The organism is Nocardia sp. NPDC055050 (assembly GCF_053608345.1).
In genome coordinates, this window is record NZ_JBSGVG010000027.1 from 82258 (window position 1) to 96616 (window position 14359).

A 14359-nucleotide genomic window follows, 5' to 3' on the forward strand; every position below is an offset into this window, starting at 1 on the left:
GTGGTTGTGCTTCCGTCATGTCGGCCGATGTGCTGGCCTACACTGCGGTTTCTCTGTGATCATGACTGTAGGGTGAGCAACCGCTCACCTTCTACTCTTCTTTCTGCCGAGGTCAATAGATGCCCCCGCAAGCCGATAAGCAGCGCAAACGCCCCAAGCAGGACCGGGCGAAGGAGACGAGAGCGCGCATTCTCACGGTGGCCGCTCATCTTTTCGGCACCCGCGGTATCGGCAATACCTCGACCAACCGGATCGCGACCGAAGCGGGCATGAGCATCGGCACGCTGTACCGCTATTTCAACGACCGCGACGAGATCGTCAAAGAACTCAACGACAGCCTGTTTCTGCAGGTGGAAGAGCGCTACAGCCAGCTGCTCACCGCCAGTTCCGGCCAGTCCCCCCGCGATGCCGTGATAGGTCTGATCCGCTCCGCCGTCGACATTCTCGTCGCGAACGGGCCGCTCGTCCGTGCCCTGGTCGCCGATCTGCAGTTCTACGGCAGCGGTATCCCCGAATTCGAACCCCGGCTGCGGATGCTCATCAAGCTCTACATCATCCAGTTCATGGGCCCGATCAAGCACGTCGACATCGACGTGATGGCCTTCGTCGTACTCAACGCGGGCTTCGCCACCGCGTTGCGTTCGGTCGAACTCGACGACGCCGAGCTCGACGCCATCATCGCCGGGACCGCCGACATGATCAGCGCCTGGATCGACTCGGTAGCCGTGGTCGAAAACGCTTAGTACACAACAGCAGAGGGCCCGGATCCTGGGTGAGGATCCGGGCCCGTTCGCTCCGTGATGGTCAGCGCGCGTTCGCCGTGCAGATGACGTCGACGATTTCGGAGCCGCTCAGGCCCGCCGAGCCCGTGTTGGCCAGCAGCGCGGTCGGGGTCAGCTCGGAGAGGTTCTCGTACGCCTTGCGCTCGGCCTCTGCCCGCGTCGCACCGGTCGACCACGCGATGCCGTTGTCGCTCTCGACCAGCACGGCGCAGCCGTTGGCCCACGTCGTCACCACGTTGCAGTCCGCCAGGTGGCAGTCGGCGATCGCGGCGGCCTGGGCGGCCTCGGGGCTTTCCTCGTTGACGCTGGTGCCGTAGATCGCCTGGCCGTCGCTCAACGCGATCGACGCCCACTGGTCGCCTGCCGCACTCGCCGCACCGGCGCCCAGCACCGACCCGGCCGCAAGAACCGACGCCGCAACGGCGAAGACGGCCTTACCCATGAAACTCATTCGAAAGATCTCCTCTGGAACCTGTTCCGGAAGTCCGGAACCTTCAAGATCATCATTGATGACCCGGTGACAGCCAACCGCACGGTGAAACATCACATCACCGCCGTCAGCACATGAATCCAGACCAGCATGCTCCGCCGTGATCAGCGTCTGGGCCGAAGACGACTCGAGCCCGGACCGCTACGCGGTCCGGGCTCGACAATCACCGTGACGATCAGCTCGCGTTGGCGGTACAGACCGTTTCGATCACATGACCGCCGGCCAGCTGCGACGAACCAACGTTGACGAGCAGGCTCTGCGGAGTGCCCTCGGTCAGCGCGAGGTAAGCCTCCCGCTCCGCGTCGGCGCGGGTCGGGCCCTTGCCCCAGGCGATGAAGTCATCGTTCTCCACCAGGGCCGCGCAGCCGTTGACCCACACGGCCTCCACCAGGCAACCATCCGCGGCGCACTGTTCCAGTGCGGCGGCCTCGGCCTCAGCGCGCGTGGGATAGCCGACCGAACGACCGTAGTTCGCCCAGTCGCCGTCCGCGGCCATCGCGCCCCACTGGTCGGGGCCGACGGCATTCGCCGAACCGGCGCCCAGCACCGCGCCGGCCGCAAGGCCGAGCGCCGCCACGGCGAGGCCGGCCTTACTCATGAAACTCATTCGAAAGATCTCCTCTTGACACTGTTCCGGCAAGTCCAGAACCGTCAAGATCATCACTGATCGCCCGGTGACAACCAACCAGAACGGGAATCATCACACCGAGACCGGTCGACACATAACCGCAAAAAGGGCCCGGATCCAGCCAGGATCCGGGCCCGAAAAGCGCGGTGCTACACCGTGAAGCCGAGGGCGCGCAGCTGTTCGCGGCCGTCGTCGGTGATCTTGTCCGGGCCCCACGGGGGCATCCAGACCCAGTTGATCTTCAGATCCTCGACCATACCGCTGCGCACCAGGGCGTTGCGGGACTGGTCCTCGATGACGTCGGTCAGCGGACAGGCCGCCGAGGTGAGCGTCATGTCGAGGGTGCAGACGTTCTCCCCGTCGACCGACAGGCCGTAGACCAGGCCGAGGTCGACGACATTGATGCCGAGTTCGGGGTCGACGACGTCACGCATCGCCTCCTCGAGGTCCTCGAGGTGCTGAATCTGTTCGGCCGTCAACTCGACTTCGGCGGGTTTGTCGACCTCGACTGCCTGCGCGACGTCCGGGGTCTGTGCGGTATCGGTGCTCTCACTCATGTGGCAGACTCCCCATTTCCCATCGGTGCCTTGGTTTCCTCGGCCGAACTGATCTGCACGACAGCGTCTTTGAACGCCATCCACCCGAGCAGCGCGCACTTGACCCGCGCCGGGTACTTGCTCACACCGGCGAGGGCGATGCCGTCGCCGATCATGTCCTCGTCGCCTTCGACGGTGCCGCGGCTGGAGATCATCTCGCTGAACGAGTCGACCACCTTCAGCGCCTGCTGCACCGGCAGCCCGATCACCTGATCGGTGAGGATCGAGGTGGCGGCCTGGCTGATCGAGCAGCCCTGGCCGTCGTAGGAGACGTCGGCGACCTCACCGGCGTCGTCGATCTGCACGCGCATCGTCACTTCGTCACCGCACGTCGGGTTCACGTGGTGCACCTGCGCACCGAACGGTTCCCGCAGCCCGCGGTGGTGCGGGTGCTTGTAGTGGTCCAGGATCACTTCCTGGTACATCTGTTCCATACGCATGATCTAGGCAACTCCGAAGAAGGTCTTGGCCTTCCGCACGGCCGCAACCAGCGCGTCGACCTCATCGAGGGTGTTGTAGACCGCGAACGAGGCACGCGCGGTGGCGGCGACACCGAACTTGCGGTGCAGCGGCCAGGCGCAGTGGTGCCCGACCCGGATGGCCACACCCTGGTCGTCGAGGATCTGGCCCACATCGTGGGCGTGGATCCCGTCGACCACGAACGACACCGCGCCACCGCGGTCCACGTTCTCGATCGGCCCGACGATGCGCACGCCCTCGATCCCGGACAGACCGTCGAGCGCGGCACCGGTGAGGGCGTGCTCGTGCGCGGCGACCGCGTCCATACCGAGGTCCTCGAGATAGCGCACCGCGGCGGCCAATCCGACGACCTGCGAGGTCATCGGCGTGCCCGCCTCGAAGCGCTGCGGCGGCGGCGCGTAGGTGGTCTTCTCCATGGTGACGGTCTCGATCATCGACCCACCGGTGATGAACGGCGGCGTCTCCTCCAGCAGCGCCCGGCGGCCGTACAGTCCGCCGACACCCATGGGGCCGAGCATCTTGTGGCCGGAGAACGCGGCGAAATCGACTCCGAGCTCGTGGAAGTCCACCGCCATGTGCGGCACCGACTGGCAGGCGTCGAGCACGACGAGCGCGCCGACTGCCTTTGCCCGGCGGACCAATTCGTCCACCGGAGCCACCGCGCCGGTCACGTTCGACTGATGGCTGAACGCGAGAACCTTTGTCGCGGAAGACAGTTCGAGCGAATCCAGATCGATGCGGCCGTCATCGGTGATGCCGTACCACTTCACGGTGGCACCGGTCCGACGCGCGAGCTCCTGCCACGGAACGAGATTCGCGTGGTGTTCGAGCTCGGTGATGACGATCTCGTCGCCGGGGCCCACCTTGTAGGGGAACCGGTCGTCACCGAACGCGTTGGCCACCAGGTTCAGCGACTCGGTCGCGTTCTTGGTGAACACGATCTCGCCGGTGTCGGCGCCGACGAAGCGGGCGATGTCGGCGCGCGCCTCCTCATAGGAGTCGGTCGCCTCCTCCGCCAACTGGTGGGCACCGCGGTGCACCGCCGAATTCCGGGTGAGCAGGAACTCGCGCTCGGCGTCCAGCACCTGCAGCGGACGCTGCGAGGTGGCACCGGAGTCCAGGTACACCAACGGTTTCCCGTCCCGCACCGTGCGGTGCAGGATGGGGAAGTCGGCCCGGATCCGGGCCACGTCGAGGGCTGGCACCGTCGCGGTCATGTCAGGCTCCAGCGGTCGCGGACGTGAAGCGCTCGTAGCCGTTCGCGTCGAGTTCCTCGGCCAGCTCGGAGCCACCTTCGGCGACGATCTTGCCGTTGACGAACACGTGCACGAAGTCGGGCTTGATGTAGCGCAGGATGCGGGTGTAGTGCGTGATCAGCAGCACGCCGCCCTCTTCGCGCTCCTTGTAGCGGTTGACGCCCTCGGAGACGATGCGCAGCGCGTCGACATCCAGACCGGAGTCGGTCTCGTCGAGGATCGCGATCTTCGGCTTGAGCAGACCCAGCTGCAGGACCTCGTGACGCTTCTTCTCGCCACCGGAGAAGCCTTCGTTCACCGAGCGGTCGGCGAAGGCCGAGTCGATGTCGAGTTCCTTCATCGACTCCTTCACCTCCTTGACCCAGGTGCGCAGCTTGGGGGCCTCGCCGCGCACGGCGGTGGCGGCGGTGCGCAGGAAGTTCGACATCGAGACGCCGGGGACCTCGACGGGGTACTGCATGGCCAGGAACAGGCCCGCGCGGGCGCGCTCGTCGACCGACATGTCGAGAACGTTCTCGCCGTCGAGGGTGATGGTGCCCTGGGTGACGGTGTACTTCGGGTGGCCCGCGATCACGTAGGACAGCGTGGACTTGCCCGAGCCGTTGGGGCCCATGATGGCGTGCGTCTCGCCGGACTTCACGGTGAGGTTCACGCCGTTGAGGATCTGCTTGGACTCACCCTCGGGGGTGGTGATCTCCGCGTGCAGGTCCTTGATTTCCAAGGTGGTCATCGAATTAGAGTCCTTCGTGGGAAGTAGGTGAGTCAGATACCGACAGTGGCGAGTTCGGCCTCGATGGCCGCCTCGAGCCGCTCCCGGACCTCGGGGACCGCGATCTTCTGGATGATCTCGAAGAAGAAGCCACGCACCACCAGGCGGCGGGCGACGTCTTCGGGAATGCCGCGAGCGCGCAGGTAGAACAGCTGCTCGTCGTCGAAACGGCCGGTGGCACTCGCGTGTCCGGCACCGGCGATCTCGCCGGTCTCGATCTCCAGGTTCGGCACCGAGTCGGCACGCGCGCCGTCGGTGAGCACCAGGTTGCGGTTCGCCTCGTAGGTGTCGGTGCCCTCGGCGGCCGCGCGGATCAGCACATCGCCGATCCAGACCGTGCGAGCGTCACCCTTGGGCGAGGCCGGATCACCCTGCAGCGCACCCTTGTACAGCACATTGGACTTGCAGTTGGGCTCGGCGTGATCGACCAGCAGTCGCTGCTCGAAGTGCTGACCGGCATCGGCGAAGTACAGGCCGAACAGCTCGGCCTCGCCACCGGGACCGGCGTAGCGCACGGTGCCCGACAGGCGAACCAGGTCGCCACCGAGGGTCGCCGACACGTGGCGCAGGTTCGCGTCACGACCCAGCTTCAGGTGATGCGCGGTGACGTGCACGGCGTCTTCGTCCCATTCCTGGACCGCGACGACGGTGAGCTTGGCGCTGTCACCGAGCACGAATTCGACGTTCTCGGCGTAGGTTCCGCCGCCGCGCTGGTCGATGACCACGGTGGCGACGGCGAAGTTGTCCAGGCGCACCTGCAGGTGACCGTAGGCGGTCTTGCCCTCACCGGGACCGGTGATGGTGACGGTGACCGGGTCCGACACTTCGGTTTCCGGGCCGACGGTGATCACGGTCGCCTCGGCGAAACCCGAATAGGCCTGGGCGGCAACACGATCAGCGGGAGTACCGGCCTGGCCGAGACGAGAGTCGGTGCGGCCCACCGCTTCCACCGTGACACCGGCGACTTCACTCACCTCGACGGTAGCCTGACCATCGGCGACAGCGGTGCCGTCGTGCAGGCCGCGCAGACGGCGCAGCGGGGTGAACCGCCACGCCTCGTCGCGACCCGACGGGACCTCGAATGCGTTCACGTCGAACGAGGTGAAGACCTCGCCCTTGTTGACCGCGGCGCCCGCGCCAGGATTCTGGATCGGCGTCTCGAGCGTCGACATCAGCCCACGGCCCCTTCCATCTGCAGCTCGATGAGCCGGTTCAGTTCCAATGCGTACTCCATCGGCAATTCCTTGGCGATCGGCTCCACGAAGCCACGCACCACCATCGCCATCGCCTCGTCCTCGGTGAGGCCGCGGCTCATCAGGTAGAACAGCTGGTCCTCGGAGACCTTGGAGACGGTCGCCTCGTGACCCATCGTCACGTCGTCCTCGCGGATGTCGACGTAGGGGTAGGTGTCGGAGCGGCTGATCGTGTCGACCAGCAGCGCGTCACACTTCACGGTCGACTTGGAACCGTTGGCGCCCTTGTTGATCTGGACCAGACCGCGGTACGACGCGCGACCGCCGCCACGCGCCACCGACTTCGACACGATGGTCGAGGAGGTGTGCGGGGCCAGGTGCAGCATCTTGGCGCCGGTGTCCTGGTGCTGGCCGGGGCCCGCGAACGCGACCGAGAGGACCTCGCCGTGCGCGTGCTCGCCGGTCATCCAGACCGCTGGGTACTTCATGGTCACCTTGGAGCCGATGTTGCCGTCGACCCACTCCATGGTGGCGCCGGCTTCGGCCTTGGCCCGCTTGGTGACCAGGTTGAACACGTTGTTCGACCAGTTCTGGATGGTCGTGTAGCGGCAGCGGCCGCCCTTCTTCACGATGATCTCGACGACCGCGGAGTGCAGCGAGTCGGACTTGTAGATCGGCGCTGTACAACCCTCGACGTAGTGGACGTAGGCGTCCTCGTCGACGATGATCAGCGTCCGCTCGAACTGGCCCATGTTCTCGGTGTTGATCCGGAAGTAGGCCTGCAGCGGGATGTCGACGTGCACGCCCGGCGGCACGTAGATGAACGAGCCACCCGACCAGACGGCGGTGTTGAGCGCGGAGAACTTGTTGTCACCGGCGGGGATGACCGAACCGAAGTACTTGTGGAAGATCTCCGGGTGCTCCTTCAACGCCGTATCGGTGTCGAGGAAGATGACGCCCTGCTTCTCCAGGTCCTCGCGGATGGAGTGGTAGACGACCTCGGACTCGTACTGCGCCGCGACACCGGAGACCAGACGCTGCTTCTCCGCCTCCGGGATGCCCAGCTTGTCGTAGGTGTTCTTGATGTCCTCGGGCAGGTCTTCCCAGCTCTCGGCCTGCTTCTCGGACGAGCGCACGAAGTACTTGATGTTGTCGAAGTCGATGCCCTCGAGGTTGGAACCCCAGTTCGGCATGGGCTTGCGGTCGAAGATGCGCAGCGCCTTGAGGCGCAGGTCGAGCATCCACTCCTCTTCACTCTTCTTGGCCGAGATGTCGCGAACGACAGCCTCCGACAGGCCACGTTGGGCGCTGGCGCCTGCCACATCGGAGTCGGACCAGCCGTAACCGTAGGTGCCCAGCGAGGCGATGGTTTCGTCCTGGGTAAGCGGTTGTACCTGGTCGGTCGAGGTCGTCATTCGGCACTCCTTCCGGAGTCGTTCGTTCGTCCCGCCGCGGGCTGTGCGGCGGATGGGATCTTCGGCACCGCGACCAGCGGTACGTGGGTAGTGCAGGCGCAATCGCCGTTGGCGATCGTCGCAAGGCGCTGCACGTGGGTACCGAGCAGGTCGCGGAAAGCGTCCAATTCGGCCGCGCACAACTGCGGGAACTCCTCGGCGACATGGGCCACCGGGCAGTGGTGCTGACAGATCTGCACACCGGCGCCGACCTGACGGGTGGTGGCGGCGAAACCGGCGTCGGCGAACGCTTCCGCGATCTCCTCGACCTTGGCCTCGATCACCGGTGCGGTGTGGTCGGTGACGGGTTCGATGCCGTCGACGATCACGCGAACCCGCTTGCGCGCGAAGTCGGCGATCGCGGCGTCGCCACCGATCTCGCCGAGCTGGCGAATCGCCGCCCCGGCCAGATCGTCGTAGGCGTGCCCGAGGTTGCCCCGGCCCGCCGCGGTGAGCTGGTATTGCTTGGCCGGTCGACCGCGCCCTTTCTGCTGCCACGGCGCCGAGCGGCTCGCCCGAGCCTGGCCCGCGTCGATGAGCGCGTCGAGGTGCCTACGCACCCCGGCGGGCGCGAGACCGAGTTCGGTGCCGATCGCCGTCGCGGTGATCGGCCCCTGCTCGAGCAGCAACTGGACGATGGCCGCCCTGGTCTGCCCTTCGTGCGCGGTCGCCGCGGGGACAGCCGACGACCGAGCGCCGGTCGTCTTACGACCGTCACTTTCCACGTCTGTCCGCAAACCCACGGTTTTCACAACACCAGTGTGGCGGAATTGCTTCCCTAAATCTAATAAGGGTCACCTGACAAAGGGTGCCCTGACCTGCGATGAAGATCATCGGGGCGCTCCCCCGCCCGATAAAACCCCAGGTGCGGCCCCTGCGGACCGATCCAGGCCGCTCGGCCGGGTGACCCATCGCACAGGTCGGCAACCGCGACCACCCGGCGCCCAGCAACACCGCACTCGGTGCCGAACGGTCCGCCCGGCACGCTCACACGGCGTTGCTCGCAGGAGATATTCGCACCACAACGCGGCGAGCGACGGTCCGGGTGCGCGGTGGCGAACCCGGCGGGCGCAGGGGGCGGTCTGGCACGATGGCAGGGTGTCGAACCCGCTCACACCCACGTGTGTCCGTCATCCTGATCGGCCTACCGGACTCGCGTGTACGCGATGCGGGCGGCCCGCCTGTCCGGACTGCCTGCGTCCGGCGGCGGTCGGGCAGCACTGCGTGGACTGTGTCCGGCAGGGGCAGCAGGACGTGCGACCGGTGCGGACCGTCGGCGGCGCGCGCGAGGGCGGCGCGGTTCCATACGTGACCTACGGGTTGATCGCGGTCAATGTGCTGGTCTATGTGCTCACCGCGGCGCAGGCCGGTAGCCCGATGTACAACTACCGCGGGTCGTCGGTGTTCCGGGAGTTCGTCCTGGTGCCGCTGCTGGTGGCCGACGGCGAGTGGTGGCGGCTGCTCGGGTCGGGGTTCCTGCATTACGGCGCGATCCATCTGCTGGTCAACATGTTCGCCCTGTATGTCGTGGGGCGCGACCTCGAGCAGGTGCTGGGCAGGGTCAGGTACGGCTGCGTCTATCTGGTCTCGCTGCTGGGTGGGTCGGCGGCGGTGATGGCGCTGTCGGATTCGGTGACGGCGACGGCCGGCGCCTCCGGTGCGGTGTACGGCCTGTTCGGCGCTGTCACGGTGACGCTGATCCGGCTGCGGCAGAGCCCGACCCCGATGCTGGTGGTCATCGGCGTGAACGTGCTGATCAGCTTCTCGATCCCGGGAATCTCGCTGTGGGGTCACCTCGGCGGTCTGGCCGCGGGCACGTTGAGCGCGCTCGGCATCCTGTTCGTACCCGGCTGGCTGTCGGCCCGCGATCAGCGATCCGCGCAGCGCATCGGCTGGGCCGCGCTCGGTGCGGTAGCGCTGATCTGCGTGGGCGTGATCGTCGCCGCCGCGCTCTCGTTGCGCGCGGACCCGGCGTTCGTCGGACCACCGGCCGTGACCGCGCCGACCCCCGTCGAAGCACCCAGGTAGTCCGCCGCGACCGGCGCACCCCCGGTGCGTGAACGACTGACGAACCCTGTCGGGTCCCCGCACACTAGGCTCTGACTTCGTGGCGGTACTGGAGGGCGCGGCGCGCAAGACACTGGCGGTCGGGCGGCGAGCTCTCGGGCTCGACGTGTCGGCGCCCGATCACACCGTCGCGGTGCTGCATCGCGACGAGACCGAGGTCCCCGGGCTCGACAAGAGCGAACGCGCGCAACTGGACCGGATCCGGCTGATGGGCGCGACCGGCGCGGTACTGATGGCGATCGCGGCGCTGGGCATCGGCGCCCAACCCGTACACCAGAATCCGGTCTCGGGTGTACGGGTGCTCGGCATCTTCGCGCGAGCGCACACCGGATCGCTGGCGATGTGCATGTTCGGCACCGCGCTGGTGATCGGTGCGTGGTTGCTGCTCGGACGCTTCGCGATCGGCGGACTCGCGGGTTCGCCACTGCACCGGCTGAGCCGCTCGCAACTGGACCGCACGCTGCTGCTGTGGATCATTCCGCTGTCCGTGGCGCCGCCGATGTTCAGCAACGACGTCTATTCCTATCTGGCACAGAGCGAGATCGCCGCCCGCGGCATCGACCCCTATTCCGAAGGCCCCGTCGCCGGGCTCGGAATCGACAATGTGCTCACCAACAATGTGCCGACGATCTGGCGCGATACGCCCGCGCCGTACGGTCCGCTGTTCCTCTGGATCGGTCGCGGTATCGCGGAGCTCACCGGGGACAACATCATCGCCGGAGTATGGGTGCACCGGTTGCTGGCGCTGGCCGGAGTGGCGCTGATCGTGTGGGCGCTGCCGCGGTTGTCGGTGCGCTGCGGGGTGGCGCCGGTGAGTGCGTTGTGGCTCGGCGCGGCCAATCCGCTGGTGCTGTTCCACCTGGTCGGCGGCGTGCACAACGACGCGCTGATGCTCGGGCTGATGCTGGCCGGGGTGGAGCTCATGCTGCGCGCGATCTACGGCGAAGGAGGCAGACCCGACCGGCTGACGGCCATGAATCTGCCACCCTTCGACGCCCGGGCCTACGGGCTGCTGATCGGTGGCGCGGTGGTGATCACGCTCTCGTCGTCGATCAAGCTCACCTCCATCATCGCGCTCGGCTTCGTCGGCATGGCACTGGCCAGACGCTGGGGCGGCACGCTCATCGCCGTCGTCAAGGCCGCGGCTCTGCTGGGCGTCATCGCCGTGGCGACAACGCTTCTCATCGGTTTCGCCAGCGGGCTCGGCTTCGGCTGGGTCAATACCCTCAGCGTCGCCAATGCCGTCCGGAGCTGGATGTCGCTGCCGACCATCATCGGGATCGTCACCGGTTTCGGCGGTGTGCTGCTCGGGCTGGGCGACCACACCACCGCGCTGCTGTCGATCACCCGGCCCATCGCCGCGGTGGTCGCGGGCTACGTGACAGTCCGCATGCTCGTCGCCACCGGTATGGGCCGGCTCCATCCCGTCGGCGCGCTCGGCGTCTCACTCGCGGCCATTGTGCTGCTGTTCCCGGTGGTCCAGCCCTGGTACCTGCTCTGGGCGATCGTGCCGCTCGCGGCCTGGGCCACCCAGCCGGTGTTCCGCGTGCCCGCCGTCGCCTTCTCGGCGGTGGTCTCCATGCTGGTGATGCCGCGTGGTGCGGAATTCCAGGTCTTCCAGATCATCGGCGCCGCGCTCGCCGCCGTGGTGTGCTTCGCGTTGTTCTTCGCGCTCACCCGGCACACGCTGCCGTGGCGGGCGCAGCCGGGGGTGTCGGCTCCGTCACAGGAGGGCACGGCTTACCGTGTGACAACGTGAGGGAGCGCAGCGAGCGAACCAAGGGCACAGCACCTTTTGGCGCGACGGAGCCGAGCGTCAGCGAGGCGCAGTTGTGACAACACGCCTTGGATCCGCCGTTAGCGTCGACGGTGTGGTCAAGCGCTATGGCGAGACCACAGCGGTAGACGGTCTCCGGTTCGATGTAGAGCCCGCCCAGGTGTTCGCGCTGCTGGGGCCCAACGGCGCGGGCAAGACCACCACCGTCGAGATGTGCGAGGGCTTCGTTCGCCCGGACGCGGGCACGGTCCGCGTCCTCGGCCTGGACCCGATCGCCGACTCCGAGCAGTTGCGTCCGCGCATCGGCGTGATGCTGCAGGGCGGCGGCGCCTACCCCGGCGCCCGCGCGGGCGAGATGCTCGACCTGGTCGCGTCCTACTCCGCCGATCCGATCGATCCCGACTGGCTGCTGTCGACGCTGGGCCTGCGCGACAATCGCCGCACTCCCTATCGCCGCCTGTCGGGTGGTCAGCAGCAGCGTCTGGCGCTCGCGTGCGCGCTGGTCGGCAAGCCCGAGATCGTGTTCCTCGACGAACCCACCGCCGGTCTGGACGCGCAGGCTCGGCTGATCGTCTGGGAACTCATCGACGCCCTGCGCCGCGACGGCGTGAGCGTCGTGCTCACCACGCACATGATGGACGAGGCCGAGCAGCTCGCCGACCAGCTCGTCATCATCGATCACGGGCAGATCGTCGCCCAGGGCACGCCCGCCGAGGTCACCGCCCACGGCGCGGCGGGCCAGCTGAGATTCTGCGCCCCACCGAAACTCGACCTGAACCTGCTCACCTCGGCTCTCCCGGAAGGCTTCTCGCCGCGCGAGACCACACCGGGCACCTACCTCGTCGAGGGCGAGATCAACCCGCAGGTGCTGGCCACCGTCACCGCCTGGTGCGCCAGGATGGACGTGCTGGCCACCGACATCCGCATCGACCAGCGTCGCCTCGAAGATGTCTTCCTCGAACTGACCGGACGGGACCTGCGCGGATGAGCGAGACCACCAGCCGTTTCCTGCCCGGCACCTTCACCCCCGATCCGCGGCCCGCCTCGCGCGCGACGATGCTCACCGCGCAGACCGGGCTCGAGCTGAAACTGTTGTTGCGCAACGGCGAACAGCTGCTGCTCACCATGTTCATCCCGATCACCCTGCTCGTCGGGCTCACCCTGCTGCCGTTCGGCGACCTGGGCGAGCACCGGGTCGACCGGATCGTGCCGATGGTGATGATGACCGCGGTGATGTCGACCGCGTTCACCGGCCAGGCCATCGCGGTCGGCTTCGACCGCCGCTACGGCGCCCTCAAACGACTCGGCGCGACACCGCTGCCCCGCTGGGGCGTGATCGCGGGCAAGTGCGCCGCCGTGCTCATCGTGGTGGTGCTGCAGGCGATGCTGCTCGGCGCGATCGGTGTGGCGCTGGGCTGGCGGCCCGGGATCGGCGGACTCGCCCTCGGCGCGTTGGTGATCGCCCTCGGCACGGCCACCTTCGCGGCGATGGGCTTGCTGCTGGGCGGGACGCTCAAGGCCGAGGTCGTGCTGGCGCTGGCCAATATCCTGTGGTTCATCATGCTCGGCATCGCCAGCCTGGTCCTCGTCGGCGACACCTTGCCCACCGCCCTGACCGTGATCGCGCGACTCATCCCGTCCGGGGCGCTGGCTTTCGCGCTGGACACGGCGCTGACGGGGTCGATCGACTGGTTCGCAGTGGCGGTGCTCGCGGCGTGGGGCGTGGTGTGCGGATGGCTGGCGACCCGGCTGTTCCGGTTCCACTGACGTGACCAACGACGCACTGTAGTAGCCCTGGTATCAGCGTCGAAATCCTGGCCGGTACCATTCCTGACGTGCTGTATCGCGCCTTCGTTGGCCTCGTCGACCGGCTGCCGCTCCCCTCGCTGCGGGTGCAGCGGCTCATCGCCATCGCGGTGATCCTGAGCCAGGCGGGAATCTCGGTGACCGGCGCGATCGTGCGCGTCACCGCCTCCGGCCTCGGCTGCCCGACCTGGCCGCAGTGCTTCCCCGGCAGCTTCACCCCCATCGGGGTATCGGAGGTGCCCGTCCTGCACCAGACCGTGGAGTTCGGCAACCGGCTGCTCACCTTCGCGGTGACGCTGTGCGCCGGGCTGATCGTGCTGGCCGTCATCCGGGCACGGCGGCGCAGGGAAGTCCTGACCTATGCCTGGCTGATGCCCGGCGGCACGGTCGTGCAGGCGATCATCGGCGGTATCACCGTGCGCACCGGCTTGCTGTGGTGGACCGTCGCCGTGCACCTTCTCGTCTCGATGGTGATGGTCTGGCTGGCGGTGGTGCTGTACGCGAAGATCTGCGAACCCGACGACGGCATCGAGACCGTCCAGGTACCGGCTCCCCTGCGCTGGCTCACCGCGCTGTCCGGCGTGGCCCTCGCGGGTGTGCTGATCGCGGGCACGCTGGTCACCGCGGCCGGGCCCCATGCCGGCGACAAGAGCATCGAGCGGCAGGTCGAGCGACTGGAAGTCGAGATCGTCACCCTGGTGCACCTGCATTCGCAGTTGATGATCGGATATCTCGCGCTGCTCATCGGACTCACGTTCGGGCTCTTCGCCGTAGGGATCACCCCGGCGATCCGCAAGCGGCTGTTCGTCCTGCTCGCGATCGTGCTCGCCCAGGGGCTGGTCGGCGTCGTGCAGTACTTCACCGATGTGCCCGCCGCGCTCGTCGCCATCCACGTCGGCGGGGCAGCGGCGTGCACCGCAGCGACCGCCGCACTGTGGGCGTCGCTGCGAACGCGGGAAAAGGTCGACGCTCCCGCGGTGGCGCAGGCTTCCGTGCACTGACCGAGCACGCCGAAACACCCGCGACACAACGAGAACGGCCCGCGATCGAGTATTCGATCG

General features: G+C 67.4%; 15 protein-coding genes. 6 read left to right on the forward strand and 9 right to left on the reverse strand.

Translation table 11 applies throughout. The features are described 5' to 3' along the window. Window positions 1–119: 119 nt before the first annotated feature. The gene (locus tag ACWGCN_RS24885) at window positions 120–743 is read left to right on the forward strand and encodes a TetR/AcrR family transcriptional regulator (RefSeq protein ID WP_378989114.1); all 624 of its coding nucleotides are present in this window, start codon (window positions 120–122) and stop codon (window positions 741–743) included. Window positions 744–804: 61 nt separating this feature from the next. Here the strand turns inward: ACWGCN_RS24885 and ACWGCN_RS24890 are convergent, their stop codons facing one another. The 9 genes from ACWGCN_RS24890 to ACWGCN_RS24930 all read right to left on the reverse strand — a co-directional run bounded on the left by ACWGCN_RS24890 (window position 805) and on the right by ACWGCN_RS24930 (window position 8400). Beyond that, entirely contained in the window at window positions 805–1233 is a 429-nt protein-coding gene (locus ACWGCN_RS24890; protein ID WP_449965873.1) for a DUF4189 domain-containing protein, read from the reverse strand. A gap of 214 nt (window positions 1234–1447) precedes the next feature. Then, on the reverse strand, window positions 1448–1879 hold the full coding sequence (locus ACWGCN_RS24895; RefSeq protein WP_378989112.1) for a DUF4189 domain-containing protein: 432 nt from the start codon (window positions 1877–1879) through the stop codon (window positions 1448–1450). Between the two features lie 170 nt (window positions 1880–2049). Continuing rightward, the gene (locus ACWGCN_RS24900) at window positions 2050–2457 is read right to left on the reverse strand and encodes a metal-sulfur cluster assembly factor (protein ID WP_378989111.1); all 408 of its coding nucleotides are present in this window, start codon (window positions 2455–2457) and stop codon (window positions 2050–2052) included. Beyond that, window positions 2454–2936, reverse strand: coding sequence for a Fe-S cluster assembly sulfur transfer protein SufU (gene sufU, locus ACWGCN_RS24905; protein WP_056810385.1), 483 nt, complete (start codon window positions 2934–2936; stop codon window positions 2454–2456). Before sufU ends, ACWGCN_RS24900 begins: the two co-directional genes overlap by 4 nt. Window positions 2937–2939: 3 nt before the next feature. Further along, on the reverse strand, window positions 2940–4193 hold the full coding sequence (locus ACWGCN_RS24910) for a cysteine desulfurase (protein WP_378627113.1): 1254 nt from the start codon (window positions 4191–4193) through the stop codon (window positions 2940–2942). A 1-nt stretch (window position 4194) separates the two neighbouring features. Continuing rightward, window positions 4195–4962, reverse strand: coding sequence for a Fe-S cluster assembly ATPase SufC (sufC, locus tag ACWGCN_RS24915; protein WP_067452582.1), 768 nt, complete (start codon window positions 4960–4962; stop codon window positions 4195–4197). 32 nt (window positions 4963–4994) lie between these two features. Beyond that, on the reverse strand, window positions 4995–6173 hold the full coding sequence (gene sufD, locus ACWGCN_RS24920) for a Fe-S cluster assembly protein SufD (RefSeq protein ID WP_452460264.1): 1179 nt from the start codon (window positions 6171–6173) through the stop codon (window positions 4995–4997). Beyond that, complete coding sequence (sufB, locus tag ACWGCN_RS24925) at window positions 6173–7609, reverse strand: Fe-S cluster assembly protein SufB (RefSeq protein WP_378989109.1); 1437 nt, start codon at window positions 7607–7609, stop codon at window positions 6173–6175. The genes sufD and sufB overlap by 1 nt, the downstream gene beginning before the upstream one ends. After that, the gene (locus ACWGCN_RS24930) at window positions 7606–8400 is read right to left on the reverse strand and encodes a helix-turn-helix transcriptional regulator (RefSeq protein WP_452460263.1); all 795 of its coding nucleotides are present in this window, start codon (window positions 8398–8400) and stop codon (window positions 7606–7608) included. Before ACWGCN_RS24930 ends, sufB begins: the two co-directional genes overlap by 4 nt. Before the next feature lie 346 nt (window positions 8401–8746). Between ACWGCN_RS24930 and ACWGCN_RS24935 the strand changes: the two genes are divergently transcribed. The 5 genes from ACWGCN_RS24935 (at window position 8747) to ACWGCN_RS24955 (ending at window position 14299) form a co-directional block, all read left to right on the forward strand. Beyond that, on the forward strand, window positions 8747–9676 hold the full coding sequence (locus ACWGCN_RS24935) for a rhomboid family intramembrane serine protease (RefSeq protein ID WP_452460262.1): 930 nt from the start codon (window positions 8747–8749) through the stop codon (window positions 9674–9676). Window positions 9677–9755: 79 nt separating this feature from the next. Then, window positions 9756–11474 carry a polyprenol phosphomannose-dependent alpha 1,6 mannosyltransferase MptB gene (mptB, locus tag ACWGCN_RS24940; protein ID WP_378989106.1) on the forward strand — a complete coding sequence of 573 codons (1719 nt, stop codon included), beginning with the start codon at window positions 9756–9758 and terminating at the stop codon, window positions 11472–11474. Between the two features lie 112 nt (window positions 11475–11586). Beyond that, complete coding sequence (locus tag ACWGCN_RS24945) at window positions 11587–12480, forward strand: ABC transporter ATP-binding protein (protein WP_449965884.1); 894 nt, start codon at window positions 11587–11589, stop codon at window positions 12478–12480. After that, on the forward strand, window positions 12477–13259 hold the full coding sequence (locus ACWGCN_RS24950; protein WP_379313225.1) for an ABC transporter permease: 783 nt from the start codon (window positions 12477–12479) through the stop codon (window positions 13257–13259). Before ACWGCN_RS24945 ends, ACWGCN_RS24950 begins: the two co-directional genes overlap by 4 nt. Window positions 13260–13327: 68 nt before the next feature. Further along, a complete protein-coding gene (locus ACWGCN_RS24955; protein WP_378989103.1) occupies window positions 13328–14299 on the forward strand; it encodes a COX15/CtaA family protein in 972 nt (323 codons plus the stop codon). Window positions 14300–14359 lie beyond the last annotated feature (60 nt).

Excerpts from the sequence above, each read along its gene's own strand:
- ACWGCN_RS24885 (WP_378989114.1), top strand. The coding sequence starts at position 120 with ATGCCCCCGCAAGCCGATAAGCAGCGCAAACGCCCCAAGCAGGACCGG.
- ACWGCN_RS24890 (WP_449965873.1), bottom strand. The coding sequence starts at position 1,233 with ATGAGTTTCATGGGTAAGGCCGTCTTCGCCGTTGCGGCGTCGGTTCTT.
- ACWGCN_RS24895 (WP_378989112.1), bottom strand. The coding sequence starts at position 1,879 with ATGAGTTTCATGAGTAAGGCCGGCCTCGCCGTGGCGGCGCTCGGCCTT.
- ACWGCN_RS24900 (WP_378989111.1), bottom strand. The coding sequence starts at position 2,457 with ATGAGTGAGAGCACCGATACCGCACAGACCCCGGACGTCGCGCAGGCA.
- sufU (WP_056810385.1), bottom strand. The coding sequence starts at position 2,936 with ATGCGTATGGAACAGATGTACCAGGAAGTGATCCTGGACCACTACAAG.
- ACWGCN_RS24910 (WP_378627113.1), bottom strand. The coding sequence starts at position 4,193 with ATGACCGCGACGGTGCCAGCCCTCGACGTGGCCCGGATCCGGGCCGAC.
- sufC (WP_067452582.1), bottom strand. The coding sequence starts at position 4,962 with ATGACCACCTTGGAAATCAAGGACCTGCACGCGGAGATCACCACCCCC.
- sufD (WP_452460264.1), bottom strand. The coding sequence starts at position 6,173 with ATGTCGACGCTCGAGACGCCGATCCAGAATCCTGGCGCGGGCGCCGCG.
- sufB (WP_378989109.1), bottom strand. The coding sequence starts at position 7,609 with ATGACGACCTCGACCGACCAGGTACAACCGCTTACCCAGGACGAAACC.
- ACWGCN_RS24950 (WP_379313225.1), top strand. The coding sequence starts at position 12,477 with ATGAGCGAGACCACCAGCCGTTTCCTGCCCGGCACCTTCACCCCCGAT.